5 protein-coding genes are annotated in these 14,818 nt (G+C 69.9%); 3 read left to right on the forward strand and 2 right to left on the reverse strand.

The window, feature by feature from the left end; genetic code table 11:
- Positions 1 to 145: 145 nt before the first annotated feature.
- Complete coding sequence (locus tag DDF62_RS10760) at positions 146 to 2,119, reverse strand: transglycosylase domain-containing protein (RefSeq protein ID WP_116489115.1); 1,974 nt, start codon at positions 2,117 to 2,119, stop codon at positions 146 to 148.
- 394 nt (positions 2,120 to 2,513) lie between these two features.
- Between DDF62_RS10760 and recQ the strand changes: the two genes are divergently transcribed.
- Positions 2,514 to 4,361, forward strand: a complete 1,848-nt coding sequence (gene recQ, locus DDF62_RS10765) for a DNA helicase RecQ (RefSeq protein ID WP_116489116.1) — start codon at positions 2,514 to 2,516, stop codon at positions 4,359 to 4,361.
- 174 nt (positions 4,362 to 4,535) lie between these two features.
- Positions 4,536 to 4,850 carry a hypothetical protein gene (locus DDF62_RS10770; protein WP_116489117.1) on the forward strand — a complete coding sequence of 105 codons (315 nt, stop codon included), beginning with the start codon at positions 4,536 to 4,538 and terminating at the stop codon, positions 4,848 to 4,850.
- Positions 4,851 to 5,031: 181 nt separating this feature from the next.
- On the opposite strand, the gene DDF62_RS10775 is transcribed toward DDF62_RS10770, so the two are convergent.
- Complete coding sequence (locus DDF62_RS10775) at positions 5,032 to 13,800, reverse strand: putative Ig domain-containing protein (protein WP_116489118.1); 8,769 nt, start codon at positions 13,798 to 13,800, stop codon at positions 5,032 to 5,034.
- A gap of 326 nt (positions 13,801 to 14,126) precedes the next feature.
- Here DDF62_RS10775 and DDF62_RS10780 point away from each other — a divergent pair, with 326 nt between their 5' ends.
- Positions 14,127 to 14,732, forward strand: coding sequence for a phage tail protein (locus DDF62_RS10780; RefSeq protein WP_208866850.1), 606 nt, complete (start codon positions 14,127 to 14,129; stop codon positions 14,730 to 14,732).
- Positions 14,733 to 14,818 lie beyond the last annotated feature (86 nt).

The raw sequence follows: 14,818 nt of genomic DNA on the forward strand, positions 1-14,818 counted from the left end.
TGTTGCGGGCGATGTGCCGGCACGCCGGCTGAGGGTGTAACCACTCACCCTCCCATGCTTCGCATGGGCCCCTCCCTCTCTCTAAGAGAGAGGGTCAAAAAGATCGCCCCGGATGTCGGGTGACATCCGGGGCGATGGGTCTTGTCTAGTAAGGCAGTTCCGGGGCCGTCTGGGCAGGCGGGGTTCCGGCGGGCGGCGGGGCCGCGCCCGGATCGGCGGTCGGGGTCTCGCCGTCGCCGAGGATGTCGCCGATCGGGTCCTCGGTCGGCGGCGGGGGCTCGGCCGTGCCGCCGGGGATCGGGGTGGCCTTCAGGCGCGGCAGGGCCGAGCTCATGAACACCTTCCAGATCTCGGCCGGCGGGCCGCCGCCGCTGACGCGCTTCATGGCGGTGTTGTCGTCCTTGCCGGTCCACACCGCGGCGACGAAGCCGCCCGTGTAGCCGACGAACCAGGCGTCCTTGTAGTCGCTGGTGGTGCCGGTCTTGCCGGCGATGTCGTAGCCGGCGACCTTGGCGCGACCGCCGGTGCCGCCGTTCACCACCTGGCGCATCATCTGGTTCATGTATTGCAGCGACGGCGAGCCGATCACCGAGGGGCGCGGCTGCCTGTCGACGCTGTGGTCGTAGAGGACCTTGCCCGAGGCGGTGCGGATGCGCTCGATGCCGTAGCCCTTGGCCAGGAAGCCGCCGTTGGCGAACGGGGCGTAGGCCTGGGCCATCTCCAGCGGGCTGACCTCGACGGCGCCCAGGGCCATCGACGGGTCCAGCTGGATCTTGCTGGTGATGCCCAGGCGTCGGGCGGTGGCGGCCACGTTGCTGGTGCCGACCTCGTTGGCCAGGCGCGCGGCGACCGTGTTGATCGACTGGGCCAGGGCCGTCTGCAGGGTCATGGGGCCCAGGAAGGTGTTGGTGTAGTTGCGCGGCTCCCAGTTGCCGATCTTCACCGGCTCGTCGACGACCATGACGCTGGGATTGCGGCCCTGGTCCATGGCGGTGAGGTAGACGAACGGCTTGAAGGCCGAGCCGGCCTGGCGGCGGGCGCTGGTGGCGCGGTCGAACTGGCTCTGGCCGTAGTCCTCGCCGCCGACATAGGCGCGGATGCGACCCTCGCCGTCGATGGCCACCAGGGCGGCCTGCTGGACGCCCTGCTTGAGGTGGCCCTCGACGCCCAGCTGCACGGCGCGCTCGGCCGCCACCTGGATCGGCAGGTCCAGCGTGGTCTCGACCACCAGGTCTTCCGTCGGTTCGCCGACCAGCGAGCGCACCTGGGCGTCGACATAGTCGGTGAAATACTGGGCGCGCTGGTTGGCCAGGGTGGCCGACACCTGCACCGGGGTCTTGAAGGCCTCGTCGCGCTGCTCGGGGGTGATGGCCTTGAGGCGCACCATCTCGTCGAGCACGACGGTGGCGCGGCGGGCGGCGCGCTCGCTGGCGCTGACCGGCGAGTAGCGGGCCGGGCCCTTCATCATGCCGGCCAGCAGGGCGGCCTCGCCGATGGTCAGGTCTTTCGCGGGCTTGTTGAAGTAGCGCTGCGAGGCGGCCTCGATGCCGTAGGCGCCGGCGCCGAAATAGACCCGGTTCATGTATAGGGCCAGGATCTGCTTCTTGCTGAACTTCAGCTCCAGCCAGACGGCCAGGATCAGCTCCTGGGCCTTGCGCTTGTAGTTCTGGGCCGGGCTGAGGAACAGGTTGCGGGCCAGCTGCTGGGTGATGGTCGAGCCGCCGCGCTGTGGGCCGCCGTCATGGGTGATGTTCCAGATCAGCGAGCGGGCGATGCCCCACGGGTTGAACCCGAAGTGGTGGTAGAACTGCCGGTCCTCGATGGCGACGAAGGCGGCCGGCACGTATTCGGGCAGGGCGTCGATGTCGACCGGCGGCGCGTACTGACTGCCGCGCACGGCCAGGAGGGCGCCCGAGCGATCCAGGTAGTTGATCGAGGGCTGGCGGGTGACGTCGTAGAGCTTGGAGGTGTCGGGCAGGTCGCGCGCGAACACCGCGAAGAAGGTGACCACGAAGATCAGCCCCCACACGCCCAGAACCGTCGTCCAGTACAGCAGCGCCTGGAGGGGCGTGCGTTGAGTCTTCGCCGGCTTGTTTCCGCCGAAGGCGCCGTTAGCCATCTGTAACCCTAGGTCTCGTTAGCCCCGCCCGCGTGGCGGTGTCATAGCTCACAGCGACCAAACACGCGATAGAATTGACGACAGGTGAACGCGGTTTAACCAAGCGGGGGAGAACCGGCCGGGGCGTGTCCCACAACCAGGAACCTCCCCCTGTGGGGGAGGCGATCGCGTCAGCGATCGGGTGGGGGGCGTTGGTGCGAAATCGGTCGGGGCTACGGAAGCTGAAAACGCCCCCCCTCCGGCCCTCCGGGCCACCTCCCCCAGAGGGGGAGGATCTAAAGCGCCAAGAGATGCTCCCCTCTGGGGGCTGTCGCGAAGCGACTGAGGCAGAGGATCTGCAAAATCCGCCGTTTCCGGCCTTGGCGCGGAGTCTCGCCCCTGCCAAAAGAGCGCCGTGTCCACCGCCCTCGCCTCCCCGCCCTCGCTCGACGCCGCGCGCGATGTCCTGCGCCGCACCTTCGGCCACCAGGACTTCCGCGGCCTGCAGGCGCAGGTGGTCGGCGAGCTGCTGGAAGGGCGCAGCGCCCTAGCGGTGCTGCCGACGGGCGGCGGCAAGAGCCTCTGCTACCAGATCCCCGCCCTGGTCCGCCCGGGCCTGGGTCTCGTCGTCTCGCCGCTGATCGCGCTGATGGCCGACCAGGTGGCGGGCCTGCAGCAGGCCGGCGTCGCCGCCGAGCGCCTGGACTCGAACACCCTGCCCGAGGAGCGCGCCGAGATCTGGCGGCGCATCGAGGCCGGGCAGCTGGATTTGCTCTACCTGTCGCCCGAAGGCCTGATGCAGGGCTGGATGCTGGAGCGGCTGTCGCGGCTTGACCTGTCGCTGGTCGCCGTCGACGAGGCCCACTGCGTCAGCCAGTGGGGCCACGACTTCCGGCCCGAATACCGGATGCTGGGCCGCATCGCCGAGGTGTTCCCCAACGTCCCGCGCCTGGCGGTGACCGCCACGGCCGACGCCCGCACCCGCGACGACATTCGCATGGAGCTGCGCCTGCAGGGCGCGGCCGAGTTCGTCGACAGCTTCGCCCGCCCCGAGCTGGCGCTCAACGCCGAGCGCAAGCGCGGCAAGGGCCACGACCGGGTGATCGAGCTGGTCACCGAGCGGCCGGGCCGCGCCGGCGTCGTCTATGCCGGCAGCCGGGACTCGACCGAGAAGCTGGCCCAGATGCTGATCGACAACGGCGTGCCGGCCCTGGCCTATCACGCCGGCCTCGACAAGACCGTCCGCGCCCGCCGCCTCGAGCAGTTCCTCGAGGCCGACGAGGCGGTGATGGTGGCGACCATCGCCTTCGGCATGGGGGTCGACAAGCCCGACGTCCGCTTCGTGATCCACGCCGACCCGCCGGCCGCCATCGAGGCCTATTGGCAGGAGATCGGCCGCGCCGGGCGCGACGGCCAGCCGGCCGAGGGCATCACCCTCTACAGCAGCGCGGACCTCGCCTGGGCCGGCCGCCGCATCGACGCCCGCGAGGCCCCCGACGAGGTCAAGCAGGTGCAGAGCCGCAAGCTGCGGCAGTTCTACGCCATGCTGGAAGGCATGACCTGCCGCGCCGCCGCCGTCCGCCGCTATTTCGGCGAGGAGGGCGTGGAGCGCTGCGGGACCTGCGACATCTGCATCTCGCCCCCCACCGGCGTCGACGCCACCCAGGCCGCCCAGAAGGCCCTGTCGGCCGCCCATCGCCTGGGCGGCCGGTTCGGGCGCGGCCGACTGATCGACCACCTGCTGGGCAAGACCAAGGACGTCTCCCAGCAGGAAGGCCAGATGTCGACCTTCGGCATCGGCAAGGAATTCAGCCCTCAGGGCTGGCGCGACCTGCTCGACACCCTGGTGTTCGAGGGCCTGCTGCGCGAGGACCCCAACGACGGCCGCCCGCTGATCGGCCTGGGCGACGGCGAGGGCGTGCGCCAGGTCTATCGCGGCGAGCGGCAGGTTTCCCTGCGCCAGGCCCCGGGCGGCGAAGGGGGCAAGAGCGGCGGCAGCGGAGGAAAGAGCCTGCGCCGGCGCCAGGCCCTGACCGTGCCGCCGGGCGACCAGATGCTGTTCGAGGCCCTGCGCGCCTGGCGCAAGGACCAGGCCTCGGCCCAGCACGTACCACCCTACGTGATCTTCCACGACGCGACCCTGGCCGAGATCGCCGCCGCCCGCCCGCTGACCCTGGCGGCCCTGGGCAAGTCCGGCGGCGTGGGCCAGGGCAAGCTCGACCGCTATGGCGAGGCGGTGCTGAAGGTCGTCCGCGACAACTAGCCGGAGCCCGGTCACTGGCGCCTGGCGGCGGGTTCGCGCAAAACGTGCGCGATCGCCTCTTGCCCGAACCAAACCGGCTCGCCAGGTGTTAGTCTCCAGACGCCTGGAGGCGCGCTCGCGTCGCGCCCCGGAACAGCCTTTTGGGAACACGCCCTTTCACACCGGGAGACGCCGATGACCGACGCCACCATCAAGACCGACCTCGCCGGCGACGCCAACGCAGCCAAGGCCGGCGCCAAGAAGACCGCCGCCAAGGCCACCGCCGCCGTTAAGAAGGCCGCGGCCACCATCGCCGAGACGACCGCCGAGAAGACCCAGGTCGCCCGCGAATACGTGCACGACAAGACCGACGCCGCCGTCGCCTGGTCCAAGCCCAAGGCCGAGGCCGCCCACAAGGCCGCCGAGGAGCACCCGCTGGCCCTGGCGCTGGGGACCTTCGTGGCCGGCGCGGTGTTCGGCTTCCTGCTGGCCCGCAACTTCGACCGCTAGACCCCGCGGGCGCGCCCCCGCGCCCTGAAGGCCTGAAACAGCAAACACCCGGCGGGTTCGTCCCGCCGGGTGTTTTCGTTTGGGCCCTCGAGCTCTTCCCTCGTGAAACGGGAGAGGAGCCAAAGGAAAGGGCGGCGCCGTTTCCGACGCCGCCCTCTTTAGGTCAGTCCTTCGCCCTCGATCAGAAGGGCGACTGGACCGTCAGTCTGACGCCCTGGCTGTCGCTGTCCTTCGTGACCATGTTGTCGAAGTCCAGGCCCAGCTTGAGGCCGCTCTTGATGGTCAGGTCGGCCCCGAGCTCCAGCCGCAGCTGGTCGCGGTCGATCGGATCCACCGTCAGGCGGTAGGTCGGCCCGCCCACCCAGTCGGTGTAGTTGAGCAGGGCGTCGTTGGCCTTCTCGAAGTCGTGCGAGTATTCGACCCGGAAGCGCGGAGCCAGCAGGCCGGCCGCCGTCTTGCGGAGGAACTCGCCGCGCAGACCCAGCGTACCCGTCAGGCTCTTCACCGTCTGGGCATGGTAGGTCAGGCCGAAGGGCCCACCGCCGTCTTCCGAGAACTTGTCCAGGTTCGAGCGGCTGTAGGCGACGCGGCCATAGGGCGACAGCAGGCTGGTCTGCGTCCGGTGCTCCATCCCGAAGGTCAGAGCCGCGAACACCTGGTCGCCGTCACGCTCGCCGTTCACCAGCTCGCCCGTCGAGGTGACGTAGCGGCGGGTGTCGAAGTCGAGCGTGCCGTAGCCGAGGACCCCGTCGATGAAGGTCTTCTCGCCCGTCTTCAGGCTGGCGTAGAGGCCGGCGCTGTAGCTTTCGGCCTTGCTCTTGGTGCCCGACTTGCCGATCCGGCTGGAGTCGCGGCCGTAGCCGAGACCCAGGCCGAAGGCGAAGTCTTCGTTCACCCGGTAGTCGACGCCGCCGGTCAGGCCGTCGGTGGTGAAGCGGAAGCCGCTTTGCGACCCGACCGCGTCACGCATACCGAAGTCCGCCGAACCAGCCGCCCAGACGCCCCAGCGCTTGGGACCGGCCTGGCCGTCTTCGCCGTCGTCCTTCTCGGTGTAGCCGGCCGTGTCGGCGGGCAGCAGCGGGCTGGACGGATCGACCGCGTCGTTCATGCCGAGGCTGGCGTACTTGCGGAACCGCTCGCGCGCTTCCAGTCCGTCATCGCGCTCGGTGCGACCACCGTTGACGCTGACCCCGAACCCGCGACCCGCGCCGCCGCCGTTGTGCAGCTGCTCGAGGCGACGGTTGAAGTTGCTGATCTGGGCGTCGGCGAAGCGGACAGCCGCTGCGTCCTGGGCCGCGATCAGACCCTTCACTTCCGGATCCTTCGACGGGTCCGGACGAGCCGTGACGATCACGTTGATCCGGCCGGGGGCCGAAGTCGCGAAGGCGTTGCTCAGGGTGTAGGTCACCACCGCCGTGCCCGCGAAGGCGTTGTCGGGGGTGTAGGTCAGGGTGTAGGCGCCCGACGAGGGGCTGGTCACCACGGCCGCGCCGGAGTTGGCGGGCGTGATCGACACCACCGCCGCCCCGGTGAACGGCCCGCCGCTGGCCCCGGCCACCAGATTAACGACCGCCTTCTGGCCGGCGAGGATCTCGACGGTGATCGGCGGCGCCGTCAGGGGCGCGGGATTGACGGTGACGGTCACCGGAACCGGGTTGGACGCACCGAACGGGTTGTTGATCCGATAGGTGAAGCTGTCCGAACCGGAGAAGCCGGTAGCCGGGGTGTAGACGATGGTCTCGCCGTTCGCCGTCGCCGTGCCCTTGGTCGGGGCGGTGGCGACCGCGACGCCCGTGAACGGGCTGCCGGTGGCGCCTTGGGTGGCGGCCAGGGTCACCGACTGGCCGGCCAGGACGGTGATCGTCTGGGCCGTCTGGGTCGGGACCGCCAGCGGGTTGACCGTGACGGTGACCGTCGCCGGACCGCCCGTGCCGCCGGGGCCGGTCGCCGTGTAGGTGAAGGTGTCCGTGCCGAAGAAGTTCGTGGCCGGGACATAGTTCACTTCCAGGCCCGAGATCGTCGCCGTGCCGTTGGCCGGAGCCGTGGCGATGGCGATGGTCGTGATCGGACCGGTGTCGTTGGTGGTCACCGGGATGGCCACCGAGGCGTTGGCGTTGACGGTCGCGGTGTCGGCGACCACGACCGGAGCCGGGGCGGCGACCTGGACGGTGATCTGGGCCGGGGCGGACTGACCGCCCGGACCGACAGCCGCGTACATGAAGCTGTCCTGGCCGTAATAGCCCGGGTTCGGCGTGTAGGTGATGGTCACCGACGGGCCGGACTGCGAGCGCATCCGCGAGGCGCCGCCGCTCACCACCGCCGTGCCGTTGGCCGGGGGCTGGGTGATGATGACGCTGTCGTAGAAGCCGTTGATCTCGCTGGACACGTCGATGACGGCGGCTTGGCCGGCCGGCGTGTCGGTGGCGACCGGCTCGACGACCGGCGGCGGGGCTTCGGCGACCTCCAGGGTGAAGGTCGACTGGGCCGTCGCCGGACCGTTGCCCGTGGACGAGTCGGTGGCCGTCACGGTGAGCGGGAACGAGCCCGGCTCGGTGACGACGCCCGACAGCGTGCTGCCCGAGAAGCTCAGGCCAGCCGGCAGGGCGCCCGTCAGCGTGTAGCTGTAGGCAGGCACGCCGCCGGCGGCTTGGAACGTGACGTTGACGGTCGCGCCATAGGCCTGGGCCGGGATCGAGGCCGGGGTCAGGGTCAGGTTCGCCCCGGCGATGACCAGGGTCAGCTGGTTGACGCCCACCGCGCCGTAGGCGTCGGTCGCCGTGACTTCGAAGCCGAAGGACCCCGAAGCGGTCGGCGTGCCCGAAAGCGCGCCGGCGCTGCTCAGCGTCACCCCGGCCGGCAGGGCGCCGGTCATGGTGTAGCTGTAGGGCGCCGTGCCGCCGTTGGTGGCCAGCACCTGGTTGTAGGCCTGGCCCGCCACGCCGTTGGCCGGCGAGGTGGTGACCAGGGTGACCTGGGCGATCGCCACGCTATAGGCCTGGGCGACCGGGAAGCCGTTCGCATCCGTGGCGGTGACCGTGAAGTTGAAGGTCCCCGTCTGGGTCTGCAGGGCCGCGCCCGAGATCACGCCGCCCGGGCTCAGGGTCAGGCCGCCCGGCAGGGCGCCGGCGGTGACCGCGTAGCTGTAGGGCGAGGTGCCGCCCGCCGCCGAGAAGGTGGCGTTGTAGGGCACGGTGGCCGTACCGGCCGGCAGCGGACCGGCCGCCGGCGACAGGGTCATGGACGGCGCGCCGACCACCAGGCTGTAGGCGGTCGGAGTCCCGGCATAGGGACCCGGCGCGCCCGAGCCGTCGCTCGGCGTGACCGTGAAGTTGAAGGTCCCGGTGACCGTGGCCGAGCCGGAAAGAACGCCGGCCGGGCTCAGGGTCAGACCGCTGGGCAGAGCGCCGGCGGTGACCGCGAAGGTGCGCGGCGCCACGCCGCCCGTCGCCGTGAAGTCCTGGCGATAGGCGATGAAGGCCGTGGCGCTCGGCAGGGCGCCGGCCGCCGGAGCGGTGATCGTCACCGTCGGAGCGTTGATGACGATCGGGAAGCTGGCCGAACCGATGGCGCCGTAGGCGTCGGTGGCCGAGATCAGCGGGTTGAAGGTCCCGGCGACGGTCGGGGTCCCCGAAAGGACGCCGGCCGTGCTGAGGGTCAGGCCGTCCGGCAGGCCGGTGGCGGCATAGCTATAGGGCGCCGTGCCGGTCGTGGCCGTGAAGGTCGCGTCGACATAGGCCACCGCGACGGTCCCGCCGGGCGGCGTGCCGGCGACCACCAGGGTCGGCGCCGTCACGGTGACGGTGACCGTGGCCGGGGCCGAGGACCCGCCCGCGTTGTCGCCCGTATAGGTGAAGGTGTCCGTGCCCGAGAAGCCGGGCGTCGGCACGTAGTCGAAGGTGGCGGTCGGGCCCGCGCCGACCAGCGTCGCCGTCCCGTGGCTTGGGGCGGTGGCGATGGTGACCCCGGTCGCCGGCACGCCGGTCAGGTTCGGAGTGATCGTGTTGGTGGTGCTGTTGGCGGCCACGGTCGCGGCCACCGCGTTAGCCGTCGGCGGAGCCGGGGCGTTCACGGTCAGGAAGTAGATGGTCTCGACGTGGTAGGGGCCGGCGCCGGTCGTGGCGTCGGTGCTGCGGATCGTGAAGCTGAAGTTGCCCACGACCGTCGGCGTGCCCGAGAGGACCCCGCCCGTGCTGAGGGTGACGCCGGTGGGCAGCGAGCCGCCGCCAGCGACGATGTTGTACTGGTAGGGCGCGGTGCCCCCCGTGGTGGTCATGGTCTGGCTGTAGGCCGAGTGCTGGACCGCATCCGGCAGGCTGGCCGGATTCAGAGCCAGGGTCGGACCGTCGACCGTGGTGCTGAAGGTCTGCGTGGCGCCGAACGGAGATCCCCCGCCGGTGGTGGAGTCGCGGACCTCGATGTCGAAGTTGAAGGGACCCGACGCGGTCGGCGTGCCGGTGATCTGGCCGTTCGACGACAGGGTCAGGCCCGCCGGCAGCGACGTGCCGTTGGCCATGAGGAAGCTATAGGGAGCCGTCCCGCCGGCGCCGGCGAGGCTGGCGCTGTAGGGCTGGCCCGCCGTCATGGTCGGAAGGCTGGTCGAGACGAAGCTCAGGGACGGGGCGCTGAACGAGCCCGTGTAGGTCTGCGTGCCGAGGAACGGCGCGCCGGCCCCGGTCGAAGAGTCCTGAGCGGTGACGGTGAAGCTGAAGGCGCCCGCCAGGGTCGGCGTGCCGCTGACCTGGCCGGTCGACGACAGGCTGAGCCCCGCCGGCATCGAACCCGAGACCGCGTAGCTGTAGGGGGCCACGCCGCCGCTGGCGGTGATGGTCCGGTTGTAGGCGGCCCCGGCCTGGCCGTTGATCGGCGTGATCGGGTCCAGCGCGATCGTCGGCGCGCCGATGGTCCAGTTATAGGTCGTCGAGCCCGTATAGGGACCCGCGCCGGAGCTGGAGTCGGTGGCCGTGACCGTGAAGGTGAAGACGCCCGCGCCGGTCACCGTGCCCGTGATCTGGCCGCCGGTCGACAGGCTAAGGCCCGTCGGCAGGGTCCCGGTGTGGGCGAAGGTGTAGCCCGACGTACCGCCGCTGGCGGTGATCGTCTGGTTCACCGTCGTACCGGTGGTGACCGAGGTCAGCGAGCCGGGCGAGACCGTGATGGTCGGCGCATCGACCGTCAGGCTGTAGTTCTCGGTGATCTGGAACGGCCCCGAACCGCTGGAGCTGTCCGTGGCGGTGATGCTGAAGGTGAAGGGACCGCCGCCTTGCGTCGGCGTGCCCGAGAGCTGGTCGCCGCTGAAGCTGAGACCCGTCGGCAGCGTGCCGGCCTGGGCATAGGTGTAGGGCCCGGTGCCGCCCGACGCCGCGAAGGTGCGGGTATAGGCGGTGGCGATCGTCGCATTGGTCGCCGGGGTGTTCGGCGACAGCGACAGCGTGGGCGCGGCGATGGTGATGGCGTAGGCCTGCGAGTGGACGTAACGCCCGCCCGCACCCGTGCCGCCGCCGGTGCTGGAGTCGGTGGCTTCGATGTTGAAGTTGTAGGTCCCCGCGCCCGTCGGCGTGCCGCTGATGCCGCCGCCGGCCGAGAGGGTGAGACCCGGAGGCAGGCTGCCGTTCCAGGCGAAGGTGTAGGGAGCCGTGCCGCCCGAAGCGGTGACGGTGGCGGTGTAGGGGGCCGCGATCGTCCCGCCGGTCAGCGGCGAAGCCGGCGACACGGTAATGCTCGGCGCGGCGACCACCAGGGTATAGGCCTGGGTCCCCGAGTACGTGCCGCCGGCGGTCGAGTCCTGGGCGCGGATGGTGATCGGGAACGAGCCGCCCTCCGTCGGGACGCCCGAGATCGAGCTGCCCGAGAAGGTCAGACCGTCTGGCAGCGTGCCGCTGTCGAGGGTGATGGTGTAGGGGCCCGTGCCGCCGCTGCCCGAGAAGCTGACGTTGTAGCTGGCCGCGACCGTGCCTTGCGGCAACGAGCCAGGCGCTGGCGAAACGGTGATCGTCGGCGCGCTGACCGTGATGCTGTAGGAGGCTTGCCCCTGGTAGTTGTTGCCGCTGCTGTCGGCGCCCGTGACGGTGAAGTTGTAGGTGCCCGTCGCCGTCGGCGTGCCCGAAATCACGCCGCCGCTCAGCGAGGTCCCGGGAGGCGTAGCGCCGGCCGTCACGGAGAAGGTGATCGGCGCATAGCCGCCCGTGCTGCTGAACGACTGGCTGTAGGAGACGCCGGCCTGGCCGCCCGGCAGGGCGCCCGACGCAGGCGACAGGGTGATGGTCGGCGCGGCGATGCTCAGCGAGGCCGAGGCCGTGCTGGTGTAGCTGCCGTTGCCGCCCGAGCTGTCGGTGGCGGTGACCACGACCGTGGCGTTGGTCGCCGTGGTCGGGGTGCCGCTGATGACGCCCGAACTGTTCATCGTCAGGCCGGCGGGCAGGCCCGTGGCCTGGAAGTTGCTATAGGGCGGGTTGCCGCCGCTCATGGTCACGGTCAGGGCGCCGCTGTTGTAGGCGTCGCCGACCGTGCCGGTGGAGGCCGGCAGGGTGACCGAGAACACCGGGTCGTCCACGGTCACGAAGACCTGGCCGACGTTCGACGTGCCGCCGGCGTTGGTGGCGACCCAGTTGAAGGTGTCGGTGCCGCGGAAGCCGACCGGCGGGGTGTAGCTCATCAGGCCGGCGCTATCGACGGAGACCGTCGCGCCATAGGACGAGGCGCCGACCTGGTAGCCGGTCGGGCTTTCGGTGGCGTGCGAAGCCGCGCTGAAGGTCGTCGCCGTGGCCGAACCGGAATTGTAGGTCAGGCCGCTGATGGAGAAGGACGAGGCCACCGGGGCCGGCGGCAGGCTGATCGTCAGGGTCGCCGTGGTGTTGGCGTTGTAGGGACCAGCGCCCAGCGAGCTGTCGGTGACGTTGACGGTGACGGTGAAGGTCCCGTTGACCGCCGGCGTGCCGCTGATCACGCCGCCGACGGCGCTGAGGCCCGAAGGCAGACCGTTGATGCTGTTGACGGTGTAGGTCGCGCGGCCGCCCGAGAAGGTCACGGGGTTGTTGCCGGCGTTATAGACGCGTTCGACCGTGGCCGTGGGCGCCGGCAGCGTCAGCGTGATCGTCGGATTGCCGATCGTGACGGTGACCGTGGCCGGCGCCGAGGTGCCGCCGATGTTGGTCGCCGTGTAGGTGAAGCTGTCGTTGGCGTTCCGGTAGCCGACGGGCGGCGTATAGGTCGCGATGCCGCTGCTGTTGACGCTGACGCTGCCGCCCTGGGCCGTGGTGGCCGAACCGACCGCGTAGTTGGTCGGCGTACCGCCCCCGGTAATATAGAGTGACAGGTCGATGTTCGTCGTCAGGTTCGCGCCCGTATTATAGGCGATGATCGACCCATAGGTCTGCGAACTGGCGACCGGCGGCGCGACGAAGGTGAAGTTGGACGAAGCCGAGCCGCCCGGCGTCGCCACCGAAACCACGACGGTGGCCGCGCCGTGGGCGGGCGTGTTGAAGACGATCGTGGTCGCGCTGGCCGAGGTCGGAGTCACGGTGGAACCGTCGACCGTCAAGACGGCGTTCGTCAGGTTCGTACCGGTGATCGTCACGCTCGTGCCGCCGGCGGTAGATCCGGCATTGGGCGACAGGTTCGATATGGTCGGCGCAGCGACGTACTCGAAGCTGGACGAAGCCGTGCCGCCAGTGGTGGTGACGACGACGGGAACGCTGGCGGCGACGTGCGCGGGCGTGGTGAACACCACCGAGGTCGCGCTGGTGGACGAGGGCGTCACGGTGACCCCATCGACGGTCAGGGTGGCGCCGGAAAGGTTCGTGCCGCTGATGCTCACGGAGGATCCGCCGCCGGTCGGCCCCTGGTTGGGCGTCAGTGACGAGATCGTCGGCGGAGGCACGTAGCTGAAGGTGGAGGTCGCCGTGCCGCCGGTCGTGGTCACGGCGACGACGACGTCGCCCGCGGCGTGGGCCGGCGTGGTGACGGTGATCGCGGTGGGGCTGGAAGAGGTGGGGGTCACGCCGACGCCGTCGATGGTCACGGTGGCGCCCGTGAAGTTCGAGCCGTTGATCGTCAGGGCCGTGCCGCCGGCCGTCGGTCCTGCGGTGGGCGACAGCGACGAGATCGTCGGCGGGGGAACGTAGGTGTAGTTGGTGGTGGCCGTGCCGCCGGCGGTGGTCACGGCGACCACGACGGCGCCGGCCGCGTGCGCGGGGGTGTTGAAGGTGATCTGGGTGTCGCTGGCCGCGGAGGGGGTCACGGTCGCGCCATCGACGGTCAAGGTGGCGTTCGCCAGGGCGGCACCATTGAGCTGCACGCTCGTGGCGCCGCTGGTGGGGCCCGCCGAGGGAGAGATGCTTGAGATTGTGGGAACCGGCGGCAAGCAGCTGGCGGTGATAACGACCGTGCCGGCCGCGCCGGCCAGGCCGACGATCCGGGATTCCAGCGCGTACTCCGACGCGGCCAAATTCCAGCTGATAGTGCCGTCGCCGGTGAGATTCTGGCTATTGACGAGCGAGCCGATCCCGACGTCGTTCGCACCCCTGTAAAGGCGAGCGTTTATATTGGTGGCGCCGCTGAACGTGGCGGTGACAGTAACCTGCTCGCCTACCGTATAGTTGTACTTGGCTCCGCCGTTGTACCAACTGTCTCTCGCTGCGTGGTTGGACAGCTGTGTCAACAGCCCGTTCAGGGTGCTGGTCCCGCTCGTCATCCTCGCGCTTGTGGTGTTGAGCGTGCCACCGGAGTAGGTCGAGCTCTGGTTCAGGGCGCCGGCGTTAATCGCATCGCAGAACGCCGAGGCGAAGGCCGTGGAGGGCCCGACCGCGGCCGCCAGCAAGGCGACCATGGCCATGACCATGTAGCGCGCGCGCTGCATGACCGTGCGCTCGCGGCCACGCAGAACCTGCGCATCGCCAAACTGCGATGCAGTCGCGTTACCCCGCAGAATGCGGGTCATCCACCCCTGGAACATCAATTTCCCCAGCCCCAATTATCCACGCGCGGTAGTCCGCCCCGGACTCTACATCCGCGCGCATTACCAGCCCATTACACGTAACTGTACATTATGCACAGCCTCCAGGCGTTTCCCGTGTGAATTGTCACATCACGCGCGAAGGGTGTGTCCCAAAGTTGAGACACCGATGTGCGTGACCGGTTTTCAAGGGATTTCCGGGACTTGCCGCGCGCCTGATCGGAGTCGGGGCAGCCGCGTGAAACGAGCGTCTTGCGCGCTAGGGACGTCGCTGTGTAGCCTGGCAACTCAACATTGTGGGAGGGCCTGACGCCATGGACTTTTATATGGCTATGATCGTGCAGTTCGCGGGTAACTTCGCCCCGCGCAACTTCATGTACACCAACGGACAACTGATCGCGATCGCGCAGAACACCGCGCTGTTCTCGCTGCTGGGAACCACCTTCGGCGGCAACGGCCAGACCACCTTCGGCCTGCCGGACCTGCGCAGCCGCACCATGGTCGGCCCGGGCCAAGGCCCTGGCCTGCCGGCTTACGTCCAGGGCGAGCTGGCCGGTACGCCGACCACCACCCTGAACATCACCAACCTGCCGGCCCACAACCACGCCGCGGTGTTCACCCCGACGGGCACGCCGGCCGTGAACGTCCAGGCTCTGGGCAACGTGGTCGACGGCCAGCAAGCCGTGCAACCCACCGCCAACGCGCACATCTGTAACGCCTACGACGCGCTCAACGTGGCCCAGGCCGGCATCTTCGCCCCGGCCGGCACCACCGGCACGGCCGTGAACCTGTCGGCCGGCACCGTCACCGGCATCGCCGGCAGCGTCACCGTCGGCATCACCGGCAACAACGCGCCGTTCGACAACATGCAGCCTTACCTCGGCCTGCAGTCGATCATCTGCGTCGCGGGCATCTTCCCCTCGCGCAACTAATCGACGGAAACGAAAGACGCCGGCCCGTGGCTGTCCACGGGCCGGCGTTTTCTATTTCGGATCGCGCTTTTCCGGCCCAGCCGGCG

The organism is Caulobacter radicis, assembly GCF_003094615.1.
Classification (GTDB): Bacteria; Pseudomonadota; Alphaproteobacteria; order Caulobacterales; family Caulobacteraceae; genus Caulobacter; species Caulobacter radicis.

Excerpts from the sequence above, each read along its gene's own strand:
- DDF62_RS10760 (WP_116489115.1), bottom strand. The coding sequence starts at position 2,119 with ATGGCTAACGGCGCCTTCGGCGGAAACAAGCCGGCGAAGACTCAACGC.
- DDF62_RS10770 (WP_116489117.1), top strand. The coding sequence starts at position 4,536 with ATGACCGACGCCACCATCAAGACCGACCTCGCCGGCGACGCCAACGCA.
- DDF62_RS10775 (WP_116489118.1), bottom strand. The coding sequence starts at position 13,800 with ATGTTCCAGGGGTGGATGACCCGCATTCTGCGGGGTAACGCGACTGCA.
- DDF62_RS10780 (WP_208866850.1), top strand. The coding sequence starts at position 14,127 with ATGGCTATGATCGTGCAGTTCGCGGGTAACTTCGCCCCGCGCAACTTC.